Source organism: Burkholderia sp. Bp9099 (assembly GCF_003857805.1).
Lineage (GTDB): Bacteria > Pseudomonadota > Gammaproteobacteria > Burkholderiales > Burkholderiaceae > Burkholderia.
The window spans coordinates 1-20,562 of sequence record NZ_QTPU01000018.1 but is presented as its reverse complement, the minus strand read 5'-3'; the positions used below and the strand labels follow the sequence as shown (position 1 = coordinate 20,562).

Sequence of the window (20,562 nt, the reverse complement as noted above, 5' to 3'; positions counted from 1 at the left end):
CGGATGCCTTGCCTGGAGTCTTGCCGCCTGCAGCAGTGGGCCACCCAAGCCCGTATTGCCGGACGGCCTGCATCGCGTGCCAGTCAATCGTGTACCGCCCGTGCCTGACGTGCCAGCGACCGTGCCGGCCGATCCAGATCAGCCGCCGGATGCAGGGGATCACTCATGAGCTCGCACGATTATGGCCGCGTCCTCGACATTGAGGCGTCGCTGACGTACCTGCAGGAATGCTCCGAACGTCGTGCGTGGCATGTCGCTTACGCTGCAGTTGGCATTGCTGTGCTGAGCACGGTAGCACTCGCAGTGATGGTGCCGTTCTATCGAGTCGTGCCTCTACCCATCGAGGTCGATCGTCTGACGGGCGAATCCCAGGTGATCGACGTGCTCGACGCCCGTCATGTGCACACGAAGGAAATCCAGGATAAGCACTGGGTCGAGACTTATGTGCGCGCACGCGAGCGCTATGACTGGGGTCTGCTGCAGATGGACTACGACAGCGTGCTCACGATGAGCGATGACGTGGTTGCTCGCGATTTCCGTGGCATCTACAGCGGTCCCGATGCACTGGATCGGCAATTGGGTGCTGGCGTCGAGCGGCGCATCCGGATTCTCTCGGTCACGCTGCCGCCCGACGAACCTGGTCGGGCGGTTGTGCATGTCGAACGGACTTCGTTCAAGAATGGCGAAGCCCATGCCGAGCCGACGCAGCGCTTCGTGATCACGCTGGCCTATACCTACCGGCCGCCCGTGTTTACGCGTGAGAGCGTGGCGATCGTCAATCCATTCGGCTTCAAGGTCACGGCCTATAGCCGGGATGCGGAATATACGCCGTCGGCCTCGGCGGTAGGAGGCACGCCATGAGAGTGCTTCCGTTTGGCATCGCGCTGGTGAGCCTACTGTTCGTGGGGGGCGCGAGGGCGGTTGATCTGCCCGGTTGGAACGGTGACTCGCGCGTTCGCCAGGTGATCTATCGAGCCGACGAGGTGGTGCGCGTGGAGGCTCAACGCGGCTTTGCGACGCATATCGCGTTGGGTTCCAACGAACACATTCAGGTAGTCGCGCCTGGTGATCGAGACGGCTGGCAGGTGGTCGCGAGCAAGGGCGATCACGATGTGTACTTGAAACCGCAGCTTGCCGCCCACGATTCGAATCTCGAAATTCGCACCGACCGGCATAGCTACAGCTTTGATCTTGTGGTGCTTCCGCTGAAGTCGAAGTTCGGCAATGACCGCGTGATGTATCGCGTGACTTTCGTCTATCCGGACGAGTTGGAGAAGCAGGCGTCGGGGGAGTCGGATGCCGAGTTGGTTGCGAAGCGCCTAGCGCAGCCGGTGACCGTGCGTAACGCTCGGTATTCGATGCAGGTGATGCCGAGATCGGACGACATCGCGCCGACCGCGGCATGGGACGACGGACGTTTTACGTATCTGCGTATTCCGAACAACCGGCGCATGCCGGCGATTTTCCGTGTGGCCGACGACGGTACGGAAAGCTTGGTCGACAAGCACATCGACGGTGACACGATCGTCGTGCACGAGGTGGCGAAGCGATTCGTGCTGCGGCTCGCACGGGAGGTCGTTGGAATCTGGAATGACGCTTACGACATCGACGGCGTGCCGGCTCATGACGGCACGACGGTCAACGGGGTGAAGCGCATTCTGCGGAGCCATCACGATGAATGACGATACCCCGCGCAACGTGATTGAGCCAAACGATGGCGCCGATCGTCAGTCTGAAGATGGCCAGAACGCGAGCGCATCAAATGCGTCGGCTGATCGCGGTATGCCAGCGTTGGGGCAATACCGTGGTGCACGCCCGCGCGCCTGGTGGCTGACACCTATCGTGATCGTGCTGATCGTCGGGGTGGGCGCCGTCTGGACCGTGCACGGTTTTCTCGCGCGGCACGATGCTGAATCGAAGGCGCGGCGCGATTCGATGGCAGGTACGTCTTCCCAGGGGCGCATGTTCAACGATCTGCCCGCGTCGTCGGCCGGTAGTGCCGCTTCGGCAACGGTACCAGCAAGCGCGATTGCCGTACGCCCCGCATCGAATTCAGGCGTGGTCACGCCTGCTCGCATCGCACACGCTGCGACACCTCGCAGCTACTACGATGCGCCACTGCTTGCAACGGGCGGTGGACAGGAACCCGCGGGTGCGGGGCCAGGCGTGCCGGGGTTGGGTGGTGCACCTTTCCCGCTTGCCGCCGGCGTAAACGGCGGTGCAGGCGCGTCAGCGCAAGGTTCGGGGCAGATGGGGGGTGGGCTTGCTCAGGCGCTGATGCCGACCGTGACACCGCGTGTTCAGGCCGGGACGCTCGGCAATCGGAGTCTGGTGCTTGCGCAGGGCGCCAAGATCGACTGCGCGGGCGATACGGCGTTTGATTCGACCGAGGCTGGCTTGTCGACCTGCACGGTCACCAAGAACGTGTATTCCGACGATGGCAACGTCGTGCTGATTGAACGGGGTTCGCAGATCAACAGCCAGTATCGCTCGAACATGTCTCCGGGACAGAAGCGGGTATTCGTGCTGTCGGCCCGTATCAAGACACCCAACGGTGTCACGGTCGAGATCGATTCCCCGGCGGCCGACGCACTCGGCCGCATGGGCATCGATGGCTACATTGACAACCACTGGAGTCAGCGCATTGGGGCAGCAATGCTGCTTGGCGTTACCCAGGACGCGATCGGCTATCTATCGACTCGCGGTGGCAACACCAACGGATCGGTGGTGTTCCAGAGCACACAACAGCAGGGCAACGACATGGCCACGCGCGTGCTCGACAGCACGATCGGTATCCCACCGACTCTCACCCAGAACCAGGGCGCGGAGTTCACGATCGTGATTGCGCGTGATCTGGACTTCGGATCGGTTTATGCCCTGCAGCCGGAGGGCACGCGATGATGATTCATTCGCCCCTGCTAGATGGATCGCGCGATGCGGTGCTGGCTCGGTTGCCCGACGACGCATCCGTGCGCGAACTGATGCGGCCGTTCGTGCCGCTACTCGACGATCCCGATGTGACTGAACTGGTGATTAATCGGCCGCAGCGCGTGTTGACCGAGAACTCGCTTGGCTGGCACGGCCACGACTACGCCGATCTCGATTTCGACCGGTTGATGTCATTCGCGGTGTCGGTCGCTACCCTGACCAATCAGGAAGTGTCGTCGCAGCATCCGATTCTGTCGGCGCTGTTGCCGGACGACGCACGTCTCCAGATCGTGGTTCCGCCTGTCGTGCAGGCGCGGACGGTGTCGGTCACGATCCGCCGTCCGTCCCCAGACGAAAAGACGCTCGATACGTGTCGCGACGAGGGATTGTTCGACGCTACGGTATGGCGTAGGCCGGACGGACTCGATTCAGCTTTGGTGGACTTGCCCGTCGAAGACCGCAATCTCGTCCGGTGCCTGGAAGAGCATGACTGGTGCACCTTCTTCGAGCGCGCTGTCACGGGCAAACGCAACATCGCAGTGGTCGGCAATACAGGGTCCGGCAAGACCAGTTTCATGAAGACACTGTGCCGCTCGATTCCTGCGACTGAGCGGGTCGTGACGATCGAGGACGTTCGCGAGCTATTCATCCGGCACATTGAGAACTGCGTACATCTTCTATACAGCAAGGGCGGGCATGGCCACGCGCGGGTGACGCCTGCGGACCTGATCGCATGCGCGATGCGCATGCGTCCGGATCGCGTGCTGCTGGCAGAACTGCGTGGTGCCGAAGCTTATGACTTCTTGAAACTGCTGACGACGGGGCACGCAGGGTCGATCACGAGCTTTCACGCGCCCAATGTGACCGTCGCGATCGAGCGATTCGCGCTGATGGCAAAGGAACATCCGGAGGCCGCCGCCTGGGACGATGCCGCACTCAAGAGGTTGTTGTTCCTGACAGTTGATGTCGTCGTGCACATGGAATCACGCCCAGTGTTCGACGCAGAGGGTAAACAGACTTGCAGGCGCTGGGGCATGACCGAAGTCTGGTTCGATCCGGGGCGCAAGGCGCGCACCGCATTTGTATAGGGGGCGACCATGGACCATCCGTCTTCGCCTTTGCGCCAGCGCATTCGGACAGCTGTAATGACGTTGGTCGCCCTAGCTTGCTTGATGGCTGGACTGGCAGCGTCCCTTTGGCTTGCGTCGTTCCTCCTCTATGCCAGTCTGCGCATTAATCCGCTGCACGCGGGAATGTGGGGTTGGCTCGATGCGGTGCTGATGTGGCGAGACGGGCTGATGCCGAACGTCGGGCGCAAGCTGGTGGGGGCGGCGCTGTTTGGCGTGTTCGTGTCGTTGGGTGGCCCGGTGTTGGGCGTCCATGCGCTATGGGTGAGCTCGCGTCGACGTCATCTCTATGGCAGTGCGCGTTTTGCGAACGAGGCTGAAATTCGGCGGGCGGGGTTGCTATGACGACGCAAGCCCACCTCAATACGTCGCCTGCGATTGTCGTGGGGGTATGGCGCGGCCGCTATCTGCGGTTTGCCGGTCAGCAGTTCGTGTTACTTGCTGCACCTGCCCGCTCCGGCAAGGGTGTCGGCGTAGTGATCCCGAATCTTCTCACCTTTCCCGATTCAGTGGTCGTGCTCGACATTAAGCAGGAAAACTATGCGGCCACAGCCGGATTCCGTCGCGCGAATGGGCAGGATGTGTTTCTGTTCAATCCTTTTGCCGAAGATGGCCGGACACACCGCTACAACCCCCTGTCGGCAATCTCCGATGGCTTGTTCCGCGTGGGCGACATTCTCGCGATCGGCTATGCACTGTATCCACCAGGCGGCCACGACGGTTTCTGGAAAGATCAGGCGCGAAATCTGTTCCTCGGCATTGTGCTTCTGCTGTGCGAATGGCGCGATGCGTACCGGGCCGGCAAGGATGCGTCGACTCCCGATGTTCCCGTCACGATGGGAGAAGTGCTGCGGCAGTCGTCGGGCAATGGCATGCCGGTCAAACCCTATTTGCAGCGCGCGCTGGTCCGGCATCGTGGTTTGCTCTCGGGACCGTGCGTGGATGCACTGAATCGCTTCCTGTCCAATGACGACAAGGTGCTGGCGAGCGTGTTGGCGACCTTCAATGCGCCGCTGACGATCTGGGCCAATCCGATTGTCGACGCAGCAACGAGCGCGAACGATTTTGATGTGCGTGATCTGCGGCGGCGACGTATTTCCATCTATATCGGTGTCACGCCCGATCATCTGTCGGAAGCGGCCTTGATCGTGAACCTGCTCTTCTCGCAGATTATCAACTTGAACACGAAGCAGCTGCCCGAAGCTGATCCTACGCTCAAGTTCCAGTGCCTGCTTTTGTTCGATGAGATGACGGCAATCGGAAAGATCCACATTCTTCCGCGAGCTATTGCCTATATGCCGGGCTTCAACCTGCGCGTGCTGTCGATCGTGCAATCGATCGCGCAATTTGAATCCGTTTACGGGCGATCCGATGCCCGTACCATCATCACGAACCACGCGATGCAGATCCTCTATGCGCCGCGCGAGCAGAAGGACGCGAACGAATACTCGGAAATGCTCGGTACGTTCACCGACCAGTCGCGCAGTGTGAGCCGCCCCAATGCATTCTTTGGCGGCCGAGGTGGCTCAAGCGAAAATGTATCCGAACAGCGCCGGCCGTTGCTGCTGCCGCAGGAGTTGAAGGAACTGGAGCGAGATAAGGAAATCATCTTGCTCGAAAACACTAAGCCGATTTTGGCCGACAAGATTTGCTATTGGCGCGATCCCGAGTTTGCGTCTCGCGTCGTGCCAGCGCCGTCCGTACGCGCCCTGAACATGGCGCATTTCTCCGCGGTGGTCGAGCGTCGATTGCGCGATCTGCATCCTGATGAACTCGACCCGGAGGGTGCGGGGCTCATCGATCTGCCGCACGAGTATCTGGAAGTATTGCAGGCGTGGAATCCGCGTGATCTACCGCCGAATCTGGCCGACATCAGCGAGGAGGAGGCTGTGGCCTACGTGGAGCGGCATTTCATGCTGCTGGGCGTGCCGCTCAGTAAGGTTGAGCAGGCGAGACGTTGCCTTAGCGTAAACGATCTTGATGTGGCTGAGCTCGATTTTGTTGAACCCGCGCGCCAGGCAGCCATGAGCGGTTCGCCAGTCGTGGGAGCCCGGCAATGACGACACCCTATGTGCATGATGCGGACCGTGCACGTGCAGCGCTTGCCGTGATTCCGGCCGACGACTACCAGACCTGGGTCGATATGGCGTTCGCGCTCAAGCAGGGCTTCGGTGACGAGGGCTTCGAAATCTGGGACGCGTGGAGTCGGACGGCAGCCAACTACAACGAGCGTGCGGCCCGGACCACATGGCGCTCGGCCAGTGCATCAGGTGGCAAGACGCTCGCCACGCTTTTCTGGCAGGCGCGTCAGCATGGCTTCGATCTGAAGCGGGCGAATTATCCGGATCGCATGACTACCGTACTGGCGGCGTCACCCGAGGTGTTGGCTCAGCGCGTACGGGAGGAGGCGCAACTGCAAGCACGTCACGCAGCTGTTGCCCACGAGGCCGAATCGGTCTGGCAGTGGGCGAGACCAGTCGGCCCGGAGCATCCCTATCTTGTACGTAAGCACCTTGACCCTGCATACACGCTGCGTGAGCTCGATGCACTTGAACTGCGTGCGCTGCTTGGCTACCTGCCGGTCAGCGAGGAACTACCGCTGAATGGACGTGTTTTGGTCGTGCCGGTCTGGAATGGATCGATCTCGACGCTCGAACTGATCGACGAACACGGTCGCAAATCGTCCCTAGCTGGCGGCGCGAAGAGGGGAGGCTATTGGACGACGGAGCCGATATGGGTTCCGGCCAGCGCACCCTCGCGGGTTCTGATCGCGGAAGGCATGGCGACGGCATTGGCGGCTTCAAGAGCCACAGGCTGGTTTGCGACGGCGGCGCTGTCCAGTGGGAATCTGGGGCTGGTGGCGCAGAGCTTGCGTGAACAGTACCCCGCCGCGGAGCTGATCCTGCTAGGTGAACTGGGTAGTGGCGAGGCGCAGGCTCGGCGTGCGGCGCAAGACGCGAGGGCACATCTGGTTTGGCCACGATTCGCCGCAGATGCACGCATCCACGACATGGTACCGAACGACTTCAGTGACATGGTGGTACTGAGCGGATTTGAAGCGGTCGGCGAATACCTGCGCGCAATGGTCCGTTCCGTTGTAAGGGCAGATGGTCAATCGGAAATCTCCACCGAATCCGGTGTGACTGTGGTTGAGGTGAATGAGCATGAGGAGGGCGGGAAAATGAGCAACGTCAAGGAAAAGCTGTTGGCAGGAGATGACGGCACGTCGCGTCGCCGGCCTGCAAAGCGCGGTGCCCCGAAGCAGGCCACACCGGAGGTGTCGGCAACGGATAGTGCATCCGGTTCGGCATCACCCGCGGTGGACTCTCCGCCCGTTCTGCCGGTTGCGTTGCCATCGGCTGCCGATCCACCTCGATTCGCGTCAACGCGTCCGTCAATTGGCGCGCCGTTGTTTGGCGCGGGTGACGTGCCAAACGAGGTCAAGGCGCTAGCGGAACATCGGTTTGGCTCACCGCTCAAGATGGGGACGCCGCGCGAAAACGGTGGCCCCTATCGGGGGGAGGTGTTCAATACGGAACACTATCTGATCCAGCAGGTCGCGACACGCAGTGTCGTGTTCCACCGCAAGGATCAGATGACGTTTGTATCCGAGCGTCTGAAATGGATGGATGAAAACGCCCGGTTGAACGGATCCGAGTTGCAAGTGGGTTATGACGGCGACCAGGCGAAGGTCTATCCGTGGGACCGGGCGCGCGATCTGCTGGAACGCATGGTCGGTTCGCTGAAGAAGTCGGCACGCGAGTTGAATTACAGCCCCAATCTGGAGGCGATGCTCGATCAGTTGCAGGCGAGATCTTGGACACGCATCCGCGAAGCGCGTGCGGCCGCACTCGAAAAGTCGCGGGAACAGGAAGCGTCTCGCGAAGCCGGTTCAATGCCCGACCGATAAGGCATACCAGCATCGCGCCGACATTCAACGCCGATCTCTAGCGTGCGAGGTGCCACATGGCTCTGAGAACTTCCGCGGACGAAACCGATCCGGTTATCAACGTGATTGAACAGGATTCGCCGGCCAACGGTGGTGGACCGGCTGCGTCGGACGAACGTCGGGACAGGCTGGAATCGGCTGCAATAGCGGCGGTATCGGCTCGGCGCCGGCGTGAGTTCGATGCCGCCCGGGCGAGATTGCGGGAGCAGGCAATCCGTGACGATGCCACTACATTGAGGCAGGCCGAGACTCGGTCGCCGAGCGGGACGCCGACCGACATGGACGCGACTAGTATGCCGCTCGACCAACCGCCCGAACGCGTACGCAAGCGTTACTTGCGCGCGGGCAATCAGTATTTCCTGAAGGACGCGCCGTATCAACTTGCGTTCGAAGATCTAGGGCCATACCTCGTTACCGAGCACAACCGGCCGGATGTGGTCGAGTCGATGATTGACATGGTGCACGCGAAATCGTGGCGGCGTATTCGTGTTTCGGGTCATGAGGTGTTTCGTAGCGAGGCGTGGTTGCAGGGCACGCTGCTTGGTATTGAAGTGATCGGCTACGAGCCGAAGGCGGCAGATCTGGCGCGGCTGACAGATGCGCGGCAGGCGAGGTTGGACAATCGCATCGAGGTGGTCGCGCAAGTCGGGGCGCCAACTGCTGCGAGTGCGCCGGCTCTCGCAGAGAGTCAGGCCATGGTTTCAAGCGCATCCGGAGTCAACGTAGGCGAGAATCGTAACGGAGGTTCTTCAATCCCTTCGGTCCGATCATCGGTGTCGGAACCGCCTATTCCTGAAGGCAGCCGCGGCGCTGCAAACGACGAAGCCGATATCCCTCGGCGATACATCGGGGAACTGCTCGAGCATGGTGATGCCCCGTATCAGCACAATCCAGCGCGCAGCGACTCGTACTACGTGGTATTTCGCGATGTGGCGGGCGTCGACCAGGTCGTGTGGGGTGTGGATCTCGAGCGTGCGGTGCGTGAGGCGAATGCCAAGATCGGCCAGCAGGTGACACTCGATAATCTCGGCAAACGCCTCGTCACCGTGCGAATGCCGATCCTGAATGACGAAGGAAGGGTGGTCGGTGAAGAAGAGAAGGTCGTGCATCGCAATACCTGGCAGGTAGAGATCGTGCAGCGGGGCCATGGCGTTGCAGTCTCGCAGAAGCCGGACTATCCGCGGGATGGCGAAGCCCGATCTATTGATTCACTCGGTGCTCCAGTTGACGAGACAGAGCTGCACGGCAGTCGCGATGCACTCCATTTGGGCACCGAACGGGCATTGCATGTGGCCGTGCTGACTGCCGCCATGCGCGAACAGGGTTTCAGTGAGCGTTCCGTTGCCCGTGTGCGGCAGCACGCCGAACGCATGCTGGCGGCGTTCCAGCGCGAAGGCATTCCGGTCCCGACGCCGAAGGTATTCGATCCGAGCGCGCCGTCGGGTCGGAATCGTCGCAAGCATCAGGCTCCCGAACGCACGCCTGCCCGCGAGCTCGAGCCCACGCCAGCCGAGCCGTCGCGACCATCACCTACTCGCTGAGTTGAATCGTGGTCGTGCGCGGGCGTTTGTGCGTCGAACTCGGGGCAATCAGGTTGCGCTGGGACGACTGGTGCGCTTGCAGAGGTTTGACGGCGGGCGAGGGCGTGCGTCAGTTGATCGCAGCGGCGATTGGCGACGATGCGGACGGCGAATCCGGCACAACCATGTGGCGCTTGCCTCGGCCGGTCGTTGCGGAACCTCGCTATCGCATCGAAATACGACTAACCGGGGCGGAGCTGAATGCGGTCGAGCGGCGCGCCGCAGCAATGGGTCTGCGCAGTAATCGCTGGATCGTATCGTTGGTTCGGGCGCAATTGAGCCGGGAACCGCAGTTGGGTGAATCCGAGTTGAATGCACTGTTCGTATCAAACCAGCGACTTGCTGAGATCGGCCGTTTGTTGCGCAAACTTGCACGTGCCGACGAAAGCGAGCCAGTGCGCCGAGATTTGATGTTCGAATGGGTGGAGTTGCGAAAGTGCATTGATGAACACCTGCGTACGACGACCGCGATCATGCGTGCGAACCTTGATCGATGGAGCCGCTGATATGCCATACCCGAAAATCTACATCGACGCGATGCTCGTGAACTGGGGCGATCGCCTGTTTCATGATCCGCTACGACATGCGCAAGCGCCGCGACTCGCGCATGTGGGCATTCGCGACGCTGCCGCTCGCATGCGTGCGCAGGTCGCCCGCACGCTCAGGCGCTCCCCGGAAGTCATGGTCAAAATTACCAACAAGGCGACGAGTGCGCAGGGTATGGGAGCCGTACGTCGACATCTGCGCTATATCTCTCGTAACGGCAGGATCGAACTGGAAGATCAGACCGGTGACCGGATTGAAGGTAAGGAGGCGCTGAACGATCTCGCGAAGACCTGGCAATTCGGTGGGTGGGGTATCCCCGAGACCAGCGCGCGCCGCGAGACTTTCAACATCCTGCTGTCGATGCCACCGGGAACGGATCGCAAGGCAGTGCGCGATGCGGCGCGAGATTTCGCGATGCTCGAGTTCGGTGACGGCAGGGCGTACGTTTTTGCCGTACACAATGACGAAGCACATCCGCATGTGCATCTGAGCGTACAGGTGCGTGGTCCGGACGGCCATCGCCTGAATCCCCGCCATAAGGATCTTCAGCGATGGCGTGAGCGTTTTGCGGAGAAACTGCGTGAGCATGGTGTCGAGGCGAATGCGACGCCGCGGCGTGTGCGTGGCGTGACGCAGCGCTACCCGAAGCAGCCCGTCATCCATATGGTAGCGCGTGGCGAAACGCCGAGGTACTGGAAATCAATGCCGACCGATGCGCAGCGGGACGCAGGATGGGCCGCACAAGGTGGCGTATTTGCCGCTTGGCGAGAAATAGCCTACGCAATGGCGAGGTCGGGGGCGCGCGAAGATCGCGCGATGGCCGTTGAAATGGCGTACTTCGTCGGGTCCATGCCGGTGCAACGAAATCGACCAATGGTAGGGCGTGAGCCGGATGATAGAGGCGAGAAGCCCGATCGTCAGGTGCCAGATACCGTAGAGCGTTCAGACGGCGCCAGGCCGGATGTGGAACGCTGATGACCAGAGTGCATGATGGCTATAACTATCATGCCGCGAATCGGCAGCAATCGTATTAGTGAGCCAAATCCCGAGTGTGTGGAAAGCTAGTGCCCGTTTGGGTACGCGGCGCCTTTTTGCTCGCAAATGCGACGCGATCTTCTATGCTGGCCCCAGGATGATCCGTCGGACCCGGCTTGACGGTAATCTCGAACAGTGCCGAGGATATTGCTCCGTGTGTCTCGACTTGAGACTGCAGTCTCACGCCGCTGGGCTCATTCTCGATCGGAAAACCATGCTGGTCCGGCCTTGTACGTCACGAAGAACAGAAACAGGAACGTGATCGCGAGAAGCGGGATGCCGTAGACTGCCACCGGAAAAAACAGCACAAGTTGCAGGATCGACCCGGAAACACCGTATATGGGTGCCGTGTTCCTAACGTTTTCATAGATCAACCGGATGACTGCAGCAAGTCCCATTGCCACGAGGACGAGACCGGCCCACGCCGGTTCGCGATGCAGTAGCGCGGTTCCCCATCCGACGTATCCCCACCATGTGAGATTAATACCGACTGCGGCAAGCCAAAATCCACGTGCCGTGAAGAAGCTGTAACCGTACTGGTGTCGCGAGTGACGACTAAAAAGCCGAATGCTCTTTGCAATCGCGATGACTGTACCAAAGATGATCGCAAGTTTAAGAAATTCCACGGAACATTCCTCCAGACTGTCGCCCCGATCAGGACGCCTCCTTTGCCGACATGAAGGGCGCCACCGGGAAATGTGATGTGTCGACTGCCCTTCCTTCCAATATAGACGGCTAGGCTGTGAACGAACAATCTCGACTTCGAAAATGTCCGCGGATCGTTGGTTGGCGAATCTCCGCGTGCTGAGGAGATCAGGTCCCCGCTGTGAGGGAAACCGTGGACGAATGGGGACAACACTGGTGTGCTTGGTAGCGTGCGCTGCGGGCGTTGATCTAGAAAACACCTGGGACATCGGATCGGCCTTGATTTTTCGGGGAGCATCGCAATGGTGCCCAAAACCGGCGCAAGCCTATCCTGCGTTACCTCCTTTTCATGTCTTTGCTTTTGCGGTTCGCTAATCCCACGGGCTTGGTGAGTTTCGCTGCACGGGAAAAACAGAGCTCGGCTGCAAAAAGGGCGAATCGGCCTGCGCAGGAAAATTGTGCGAGCCATACAGCAAAGCGAACTCAACGATGCGAAAAGCGCGCGTGCCGCATGTGCGGATCCGTGGCAATCGGTTGATCTGTTGCCATAGGAAAACCGAATGCTGGGAGCAATCGCACCGAGTGCACAGGTTGCGTGTCGCGCAAAAAGGACGATCGTCCGAACGCAAATCAGATGCGCCAGTATCGAAGTGGAAGGACAGACAAGCCGCGAGGATTAAATCAATCGATTAGAGTTCCTGCGTGAGCGTCGGTAAAAACGCGTACGCCCGATTGCATCAAACTTCAGCGTGGTTCGGTGTCTTACTTAGAAACGTATCGATCGCGTGATCGGCGGTGTGACCTCGGTGCTTATGGGCGCACACACTTGAATGCGCGCTTACTCGCACGCGGAGACAAAGGAATTTCGGATTCCAGGCAAGTCCAGCACATTCTGACGGGTGCCGAAATTTCGAGTTTGGCTTGTTTTTAGACATTAACGACCGCCATTGCCTGCAGAATCGAATAGCCGGGCGACGCGGAAGCGCCGCCCGCCCGTCGTTACGCCTTCATCTGGCGCATGGCGTCCGCGAGCATCCATAGCGCGCGGTTGAGCTTCACGTTCGGGTCGATACCGGTAATGGGGCGTGTCGACATCGTGCGGCCCGAGCGGGAGCGGCCGTGCAGGCCACCCTTGGTCAGGTTTTCCTGTACGCGGTTAAAGACGGTCCAGAGGTCGTCGCGGCGATCCTCGAAGCGGCGCGGGGCCAGCAACTGGCTTTCGCTGACGAGAGCCGGGGCGTCGGCGTCGGTCGGGTCGTACCGCAGCGCCAGTGCGGAGCGGGCGAACGCATGCTGTTCGTCGCGGTCGAGTGCAACCGAGCGCATGCCGTCTTTCTGTTCTCGGACCAGTTCGAACCCGTCGAGCACATCGAACGCGCCGTTGATCACGTTCTGCACCACGTTGCCTTTGTGCGGCACGCGGATATCGGCGATGTTCTCGCCCGCGACCATGCCGTTCTGGCAGACAAAGCGGAATGTGCCGGCGAGCATCTGGTAACTGCTGGTGCCGTCGTGCGAGTTCAGCAGCACGATTTCATCGGCTTCCTCGCCGTTGATCTGGTCGGCATGGCGCCGTCGGAGCATATGCTTGGTGAATTCGCGCTTGCCGGAATCGCGCACGCGCGTTTGGCAGATCATGAATGGCTGAAAGCCTTCGTTGCGCAGCCCGCGCAGCACCTCGATGGTGGGAATGTGGGTGTAGCGCTCGGAGCGGCTTTCGTGCTTGCCGTCCGCGAAGATGGACGGGGCGACGCGGCGAATCTGATCGTCCGAGAGCGGTGAATCCGCACGCAGCATCGGTGCGCTGTAATGGAATGAGGAAGCGAGTCGCATGGCAATCTCCACAGTCAAGGTTGAGGACCTGAACCGGGCATGGAGGCGTGCCTTGCCGTTGCGGCTAGACACCTCCCGGTGGAACTCGGGGTTGGCTTTGCTGCCGCCTGACTCCCGGGTTCCCGCCCGTGCGACTGAAGGAGTCGATAGCGAACCGGCGTCAAGGAGATAGGCGAGGGAGGGGTGCGGGCAACACGGTCCCGCGCCCCTTGATGCCGGTTCGCTATCGGCTACGGTCGCGGGTCAAGGGCGGGAACCCGGGAGTCACGTGTATGCCATGTCCAGGGGTGACTGGGGGCTGCGTAGAGAGATGGGCTCGGCGAATCCAGGAGATCAAAGTGAGCGAAATTCTTTCCGAAGCCGAGCAAGTGGACGTTCGCGCCGTGGCGTCGGGTGACAAGGCGCAATTGAACACGGCATGCGCGGCGGTCAATCGCGCAGCACCAAAATACGGCATCGATGCTTGCGTCGAACTTCAGTTCAACTCAAATGTGCTCGCGCCGGTTCCGGACCTGTTGCTGCGCTCGAAGTATCGCGTGGCTGTATTGGAGTAGTTCCCGGGGGTATGACCGCGCATCGACCTTGGCGTCGACACCCTCATGTGCTGCAGGTACAGAGATTTGTCACGGCAGGGGATTTGTCTTGCAAGCCCCCCCATTGGGGGGTATAACAGTAAGTCCCGTCGAGGAGAGCAACATGGACGTGGCTGTCGATCCTGAAACCGCTCATGCGGCCGATGTGTTCCTGAAACGTATCGCGCAACGCTACCCGGTCCGCCGGGCGATCCTCTTTGGCAGCCGAGCGCGTCACGAGCATACCGACGAAAGCGATGCTGATATCGCAGTCATCCTGAGCGGCGGTCACGGCGAGCGCACGGACATCGTGCTGGACATGGCGGGCACGTCGTTTGACGTATTGCTGGAAACGGGAGTGCTGGTCGGCGCCCTGCCGATTTGGGAGGACGAACTGGAGCACCCGGAACGGTTCAGCAATCCGGTCTTGATCGAGAACATCCGACGCGAAGGAATCCCGCTATGAGGATGACTTCCGCAGACTATATGGCAAAAGCCGTACGCGCGTTGGCAGAGGCCCATGTATTGCTGCAAGTCGGTGGGCGCGAGGGCGCGTACTATGCGATGTTTGGCGCCGCTCATGCCGCATTGCTTGGTGTTGGAGTCGTTGAGCAATCGCCGGCGACCCATAGCGGCGTGATCGCGGCATTTGGTCTAAAGCTTGTGAATCAGGGGCTCGTGCGGCCCGAATACGGCCGATCATTCAGACAAGTCGAGAGTTTGCGCGGGATCGCAGATTATGGCGCCGGTAATATCTCCATTGACAAGGGGCGTTGGGCGGTTACGCAGGCGGAAGATTTCGTCGCAGTCGTGCGGCAGCTTTTGACGCCTGATCAGGAGCAAAGGCCCGATGATCCAGATGCGTCTCCGGCGCCCGATCTGGACTTATAAGCGAGGAGATACGAGTGGCCGCCAATAAGTTGCCTCCTGGGATCACGCAGCAGGTGTTTCTCCGCGGTGCGATGACGTCACTCGGCATGACGCGTATGGAGTTCGCGGAGCGTATCAGCGTTCCGATCAAGACGCTGGACAAGTGGTTGGCACCGGCGAGCACAAGCGATTTTCGGAACATGCCTGATGTGGTATGGGCCTATGTTCGAGAGGTTTTGGACTGGACGAAAAAAACGACCTGACTCGTCCTGTGCAAAAGCGCTGAACGCAGTTACCTCGGCCGTGGCGGGCCTGGTAGATTGGCTTGCTTGAGGCAGTCAGCGGCTTATGATTCTTCCAACTCGCCAGATGCAGCGAATTGGGGACCAGATGCACGATGCAGGTCTGGATTTGGGCGACTAGATAGGCCACTTCGACCGCTTCGGGGAAGTTGCACAAACCGTCGACCACCGCGATCAGGATATCGTGCAAGGGGTGGTTTTTCAGCTCGTAGAAGATCTTCGGCCAAAATTTGGCACCCTCTGTCCGCGCGATCCACGAACCAGCACTTCCTTGGGGCCGTTGGCACGGATGCCCAGCGCAGATAGACCTTGTTCTCGACTGTGCCTTCGCCGCGGAACTTCAGTCGCAGCGCGTCGAAGTACACGATCGGATACATTACCTCGAGTGGGCGCTGCTGTCACTGCTGGACGTCGGTCAGCATCTCGTCGATGACCGTGGAAATCACGTCGGGCAGCACCTGTAGCCTATACAGTTCCAGCAGATGGCCCTGAGTCTCGCGCACGCTCATTCCGCGCATATAGGCTGATCGCAGGGTGTCAAAGCCGAGCATTCCCTTCGAAGATAGTATCTCGGTGATCGGACGTCGGTGGGCTCAGCAACCGCTTGCTGCTTGATCATGCTCTGCGTGCACATACACCAGTGCGTGACATTAATTCGTGAAATAGTTTAGCTCGTCGGAGCGGCTGCCGTAGGTCATCTGTGTAAGGATAAGATTTCGCGTGAACGAATTTGCGGTTAATATTTACTATATGACGAGGCTTCGATTCTGACGCTATGCGCAAGGGTTCAGTTGTCGGATGGGGTGGCGATATCGAATGCGGAAAAAGAAAGTGATGATGTGTGTGAATTGAGATTGAGACCGGGGATATATGTTGATCAAGAAAACTGTTTTTCTTGCTTCGCGATTCGAGACCTTCAGTGAACTTCGAGCACAATTAAAACAAAAAATTACAAACTATCCTCACCTTAACCTGTCCGCGATTGATCTGGACGATGGTCGGGTGAACCACTATCCGCCGCTCGTGGAGTGCCTTGCACACGTGCGTCGATCCAACTACATGATTTTGTTGCTTGGTGATGAGTACGGTGGATTAGCACCAGATAGTGCAAAGTCGTTTACTCATCTCGAATATGAGGAAGCCGTTCGCGATGGCGCTGGAACGCGGATCTTGGTTTTTTGCATTGGAGAGCGCTATCGAGGGGGGCAGATTCAGTTCGTTGATCCCGAAACGCCCTTCGGGCAATGGCAACGAGAAATCGAGAAGCGCCATACGATCGGATTCGTGGAGCCTGATATTCCAGTGGATCTGATGGCACATCGGATCTTTGAGAGCTTTCTGGCGGCGCATTTTGCAATGGAGTTTGGTCAGATCCGTTACGAGCCGGAAGATCAACATCGCGATCTGTTCGATGCAATATCCGACGGAAAAGCGCTCGATGACTCTGATGTGACGACACTTGAGTCTCGTGATGCTGAGCAAACAGGTCCCTCATTGCTGGACGATGCACCGCAATGTTCCGGGCCTCTTGCTGCGCTGCTGCAGCCTGCGGCCGTGGCCGCGTATGAACAGCGAGTCGAAGCGCATCGAGCAATTGGGCTGGCCGATTACGGCTGTGCGATACGGCATTTGCAGCGAGCGTTGGAGCACCGCCCGCTGGATTTGATGAGTAATTTCTGGCTGGCGTCGTTGTACGTGAATCTGGGGCGTAAGCCCGACTGCGAGCGGGCGAAAGAACTGAGCGAGCGAGCTGCTCGTATAGCATTGGGCGAGGGCGCGCCATTTCGAGCCGCTGCTTCATATATGCTTGCTGCCCGTGCAGGGCATATTACCGGGCAGCCTGATGAGGCTTTGGCCTATGCTCGACAGGCGGTGGAGGCTGCGCCGAGCTATGCAAAGGCGAGAATCGAACTGGCCCGGAACTGGCTGGCTACTGGTGTGCAAGACCAGGCGATGAAGGAAATCGAGCGCGCGGCTAGTTTGTATTTTCCCAGCCTGCGCGAAGTGTTTGTCGACCCGCTATTCTCGACGGTGCGTACCCAGACGAATGAACTCATCGAGAGTCTGCGTCGTCAGTTGATCGATGGGGCCGTCCGGATATTGGTCACTGAGCGACAGCTGGCTACCATGGTTGGCCAGTTGGCCACGGGATACTTGCCGGACGACACCGCGCGTAAGCGGGCGATCGACGTAGCGAAGGCGTCGGTGGCCAGGCAACAGGAATGGGTGCGCAGTTTAATTGGGCAAGCAGAGGCGGACGTTGCCAAGCTGACACCAACCAATGGATCGGTGCGATTCGAGCTGGATAGTGAAATTCTGATACTGGATGAAAGGGTTCGCGTCAACTCGGCCATGCTGGCGGCTCAGGAGGTCGACCACGGTCATCTTGTCGGATGGAGCGCTCGACTGGGTACCTATTGGAGCATCGCCGGCGCACTGGTTGGTTTTTTGATCGCAATCCGCTCGTGGTCATATGGCAGTAAGCTCAATGGCTTTCTGATGCTTCTCGTGAGCGCCGGGTTAATGTATTTGGGTTATCGTGCGCATCGTAGGTACCGGCTGCGCCTTACGGGAACTCGCGATAAGATCGGATTGCTCAAAGCGGAGCTGTCTCGGTTCGGCAATCGACAAGCGGCATTGGGGCGGCAACTTGTGGAATGGCAGCACACGGCGAAGCACTCGACAGAACGAGCACGTGAAGCGTTGCGTCTGTTTGAGAAGGGTACGCTTTCGCAATCGAATCGGCTGTTGTTTCCGTTTGCATCCCTGTTTTCTGGTCGTCAGGGGGACCTGGTTCGTGTGATTGCCAGTCAAAGGGACTGGTTTAGCGAGCAAACAGGGCGAACGATTGAAGAGTCGCAAGCATTACCGGAGTGGTTGGAGGAGCAGGGCGAGTTCGCCCGATCGGGCGTGAGCTTGTTCCGACTGGAACGGGTGGAATCTAAGAAGGTAGTGCTCAGTCGGGCGGCCGCCTATGCGAGTGAAGCGAAATAGCAAGAGCGTTCTCGAACGAAAGGTACGGTTGCCTGATCACTCGGCTCCATGCGGTTGATGTACGACAGGAAACCGGATAAAAATAATATTTTTCTTTGTGTAATATGCGAGCGTCGATGGATTTTTGATGAAAACTATTTGTCGATGACGGGTGATTTTAAAAGGAGACCATGATGCCAGCTTTGAAAACCTATGTTGGATTTATTTCGCATGCTTGGAGCTATCACGACGAATATGCTCGACTGGAGCAGATGTTGCGAGGTGCGCCTAATTTCTTATTCAGAAATTCATCTGTGCCTCGCACCAATCCTATTCTTGGTGTGCGATCAACGCAGCAACTGACTAATGCGCTGGATGAGCAAATTCGCGTCTCAAATATCGTATTGATTCTTGGTGGAATGTATGCTGCTCACAGCGACTGGATTGAGGCTGAAATTAAAATCGCAGCGGCTTATCGTAAGCCGATAATCGGTGTCGTTCCTTGGGGCCAGCAGCGCACCCCGCAAGTGGTTCAGTTGGCTGCAAAGGAAATGGTTCGGTGGAATACGGATTCCATCGTCTCGTCGATTCGACAGTATGCGCTCTGATGTACGGGGTAAGTGAGAAAAGAATAACAGGAAAATAATCATGTCAAAGAGTGGGGCGACGAAGGATGGCGACGCGAAGCTATGCTTCGTGGTAATGGGGTTCGGAAGAAAGACTGACTATGAGTCAGGGCGCACGCTCGATCTGAATGCGACCTATCAGGAAATCATTCGACCGGCTGCCGAGCAGGCCGGTTTGCGGTGTGTGCGAGCAGACGAGATCTCACATTCTGGCCATATCGACTTGCAGATGTACGAGATGCTTCTGAGGGCTGATCTGGTGATTGCCGACATCTCGACAGGCAATGCAAATGCACTTTATGAACTCGGTGTTCGCCATGCCTTGAGGCCGTATTCGACGATCATCATGAGGGAGAGCAAGGGGAAATTTTATTTCGATTTGAATCATACGAGTACGTTCTCTTACGAACACATGGGGGAGGATATCGGCGCTAAGGAGGCGAGGCGGGCAGTCGGCGAATTGTCTTTGCTAATCCAGAGAATTTTGGAGAACCCACTGCCGGATAGTCCCGTATATACCTTTATTCCGAAGTTGATTCAGCCGCACTTGTCGGACGAACAATTTGAGGCGTTGATTCAGCGATCGGAGGCAAGTGAAGAGCAGTTTTCGGAAATGATGAGCCAGGGGGCGCGCGCGTTGCGAGAGGATCGTTATGTCGATGCGATGCGATTTTTATCGAGCGCAGTCGAGATGAAGCCAGATGAGACCTATCTGAAACAACAGCTCGCGTTGGCGACGTACAAGAGCAAGGACCCGTCGGAGATTGCTTCGCTCGTTAACGCGCTGAAGGTTATCAATGATCTGGGGCCGGATGATTCTAATGATCCCGAGACGCTGGGAATAGCAGGGGCTATCCATAAGCGGCTGTGGAATATCACGAAGGATCCGGCTGAATTGAATTTGGCTATCAAGTATTATGGTCGTGGATTTGAGTTCAGAAGAGATTATTATAATGGTGAAAATTATGCGCTATGTATGAATTATCGCGCTGAAATTGAGGGGGGTAAGGGGGAAAGGGGGTATTACGAAGTGGGTGCGCGCAAGGCACGTGAGCAGATCGTTGATATTTTAACTGGAATTGTCCAATCTCCCCAGTTTGGTGAAAGAGCGGATCAAAAATGGGTCGTCGCGACGCTGGCCAATACGCTGTTTGGTTTGAATCGTGAGGCGGAGGCGGTTCAGTATGAACAGCGGTTTTACGAGTATGTCGAACATGGTGATCTTGCGCAATGGGAGCGTGATACCTATGAGCAAGGGAAGCGAGAGGTTCTACGAGTAACCGGTCAACCTGCAGGTCGGCGCGGCAAGAAAGCTAGTGCTAAATAATCGATTCTGGACAGTTAATTTTTCTTTGAGGTGCCGTCAGACTGCAGCTAGCGCGACGGTCCCACGGTTCGTCAGCGAAATGCAGTTCCATTTCGCCGGCTAGACCTGGTCCGGGAAACCCAAGCGGATCAGTGGGCTGAGAACCAACGCCCCCAGTAGTGAGCTGAACTGCTGTTGGGCGCAAAGTAATAATGAGCCACTTCGCGCGAAGTAAATCTGAGCCACCTTTCAGTACAGTCAGCCTTTTGC

20 protein-coding genes and 1 pseudogene are annotated in these 20,562 nt (G+C 58.6%); 17 read left to right on the top strand and 4 right to left on the bottom strand.

Annotation, left to right across the window (positions count from 1 at the left end):
* Nucleotides 1-165: 165 nt before the first annotated feature.
* From DIE17_RS21435 to DIE17_RS21390, 10 genes are all read left to right on the top strand, one after another.
* Nucleotides 166-861: a virB8 family protein gene (locus DIE17_RS21435; protein ID WP_124486332.1), complete on the top strand. Its 696-nt coding sequence runs from the start codon at nt 166-168 to the stop codon at nt 859-861.
* The gene (locus DIE17_RS21430) at nt 858-1,682 is read left to right on the top strand and encodes a TrbG/VirB9 family P-type conjugative transfer protein (protein ID WP_124486331.1); all 825 of its coding nucleotides are present in this window, start codon (nt 858-860) and stop codon (nt 1,680-1,682) included. The genes DIE17_RS21435 and DIE17_RS21430 overlap by 4 nt, the downstream gene beginning before the upstream one ends.
* A complete protein-coding gene (gene virB10, locus DIE17_RS21425; protein WP_124486330.1) occupies nt 1,675-2,901 on the top strand; it encodes a type IV secretion system protein VirB10 in 1,227 nt (408 codons plus the stop codon). The genes DIE17_RS21430 and virB10 overlap by 8 nt, the downstream gene beginning before the upstream one ends.
* A complete protein-coding gene (gene virB11, locus DIE17_RS21420) occupies nt 2,898-4,016 on the top strand; it encodes a P-type DNA transfer ATPase VirB11 (RefSeq protein ID WP_124486329.1) in 1,119 nt (372 codons plus the stop codon). The genes virB10 and virB11 overlap by 4 nt, the downstream gene beginning before the upstream one ends.
* Nucleotides 4,017-4,025: 9 nt before the next feature.
* Nucleotides 4,026-4,400 (top strand): hypothetical protein, encoded by a 375-nt coding sequence (locus DIE17_RS21415; protein WP_124486328.1) that lies wholly within the window; start codon nt 4,026-4,028, stop codon nt 4,398-4,400.
* Nucleotides 4,397-6,115, top strand: coding sequence for a type IV secretory system conjugative DNA transfer family protein (locus DIE17_RS21410; protein WP_124486327.1), 1,719 nt, complete (start codon nt 4,397-4,399; stop codon nt 6,113-6,115). The genes DIE17_RS21415 and DIE17_RS21410 overlap by 4 nt, the downstream gene beginning before the upstream one ends.
* The gene (locus DIE17_RS21405; protein WP_124486326.1) at nt 6,112-7,965 is read left to right on the top strand and encodes a PriCT-2 domain-containing protein; all 1,854 of its coding nucleotides are present in this window, start codon (nt 6,112-6,114) and stop codon (nt 7,963-7,965) included. Before DIE17_RS21410 ends, DIE17_RS21405 begins: the two co-directional genes overlap by 4 nt.
* A 56-nt stretch (nt 7,966-8,021) precedes the next feature.
* Complete coding sequence (locus DIE17_RS21400; RefSeq protein WP_124486325.1) at nt 8,022-9,545, top strand: LPD7 domain-containing protein; 1,524 nt, start codon at nt 8,022-8,024, stop codon at nt 9,543-9,545.
* A 104-nt stretch (nt 9,546-9,649) separates the two neighbouring features.
* Complete coding sequence (locus DIE17_RS21395; protein ID WP_311767948.1) at nt 9,650-10,090, top strand: plasmid stabilization protein; 441 nt, start codon at nt 9,650-9,652, stop codon at nt 10,088-10,090.
* Between the two features lies 1 nt (nt 10,091).
* Entirely contained in the window at nt 10,092-11,105 is a 1,014-nt protein-coding gene (locus DIE17_RS21390) for a relaxase/mobilization nuclease domain-containing protein (protein ID WP_124486323.1), read from the top strand.
* A gap of 254 nt (nt 11,106-11,359) precedes the next feature.
* Here DIE17_RS21390 and DIE17_RS21385 read toward each other — a convergent pair whose 3' ends face one another.
* On the bottom strand, nt 11,360-11,791 hold the full coding sequence (locus DIE17_RS21385) for a hypothetical protein (RefSeq protein ID WP_124486322.1): 432 nt from the start codon (nt 11,789-11,791) through the stop codon (nt 11,360-11,362).
* 1,018 nt (nt 11,792-12,809) lie between these two features.
* Nucleotides 12,810-13,643 carry a DUF932 domain-containing protein gene (locus DIE17_RS21380; RefSeq protein WP_124486321.1) on the bottom strand — a complete coding sequence of 278 codons (834 nt, stop codon included), beginning with the start codon at nt 13,641-13,643 and terminating at the stop codon, nt 12,810-12,812.
* A gap of 338 nt (nt 13,644-13,981) precedes the next feature.
* Here DIE17_RS21380 and DIE17_RS21375 point away from each other — a divergent pair, with 338 nt between their 5' ends.
* The 4 genes from DIE17_RS21375 (at nt 13,982) to DIE17_RS21360 (ending at nt 15,348) form a co-directional block, all read left to right on the top strand.
* Nucleotides 13,982-14,197: a hypothetical protein gene (locus DIE17_RS21375; protein WP_124486320.1), complete on the top strand. Its 216-nt coding sequence runs from the start codon at nt 13,982-13,984 to the stop codon at nt 14,195-14,197.
* 142 nt (nt 14,198-14,339) lie between these two features.
* Complete coding sequence (locus DIE17_RS21370; protein WP_124486319.1) at nt 14,340-14,681, top strand: nucleotidyltransferase family protein; 342 nt, start codon at nt 14,340-14,342, stop codon at nt 14,679-14,681.
* Nucleotides 14,678-15,106: a DNA-binding protein gene (locus DIE17_RS37510; RefSeq protein WP_185633829.1), complete on the top strand. Its 429-nt coding sequence runs from the start codon at nt 14,678-14,680 to the stop codon at nt 15,104-15,106. The genes DIE17_RS21370 and DIE17_RS37510 overlap by 4 nt, the downstream gene beginning before the upstream one ends.
* A 14-nt stretch (nt 15,107-15,120) precedes the next feature.
* Entirely contained in the window at nt 15,121-15,348 is a 228-nt protein-coding gene (locus DIE17_RS21360; protein WP_260430299.1) for a transcriptional regulator, read from the top strand.
* Here DIE17_RS21360 and DIE17_RS21355 read toward each other — a convergent pair.
* Nucleotides 15,325-15,932, bottom strand: a pseudogene (locus DIE17_RS21355) (transposase); the annotation flags it as partial. The gene DIE17_RS21360 and the pseudogene DIE17_RS21355 sit on opposite strands and share 24 nt — an antisense overlap.
* Before the next feature lie 325 nt (nt 15,933-16,257).
* On the opposite strand from DIE17_RS21355, the gene DIE17_RS21350 reads away from it, so the two are divergent.
* The 3 genes from DIE17_RS21350 to DIE17_RS21340 all read left to right on the top strand — a co-directional run bounded on the left by DIE17_RS21350 (nt 16,258) and on the right by DIE17_RS21340 (nt 20,313).
* Complete coding sequence (locus DIE17_RS21350; RefSeq protein WP_124486318.1) at nt 16,258-18,381, top strand: DUF4062 domain-containing protein; 2,124 nt, start codon at nt 16,258-16,260, stop codon at nt 18,379-18,381.
* 173 nt (nt 18,382-18,554) lie between these two features.
* On the top strand, nt 18,555-18,968 hold the full coding sequence (locus DIE17_RS21345; protein ID WP_124486317.1) for a TIR domain-containing protein: 414 nt from the start codon (nt 18,555-18,557) through the stop codon (nt 18,966-18,968).
* 40 nt (nt 18,969-19,008) lie between these two features.
* Complete coding sequence (locus tag DIE17_RS21340; protein ID WP_124486316.1) at nt 19,009-20,313, top strand: tetratricopeptide repeat-containing protein; 1,305 nt, start codon at nt 19,009-19,011, stop codon at nt 20,311-20,313.
* On the opposite strand, the gene DIE17_RS37730 is transcribed toward DIE17_RS21340, so the two are convergent.
* Nucleotides 20,306-20,562 (bottom strand): hypothetical protein (locus DIE17_RS37730; protein ID WP_221622470.1); only part of this gene is annotated, 257 nt, incomplete at its 5' end. The genes DIE17_RS21340 and DIE17_RS37730 overlap by 8 nt on opposite strands.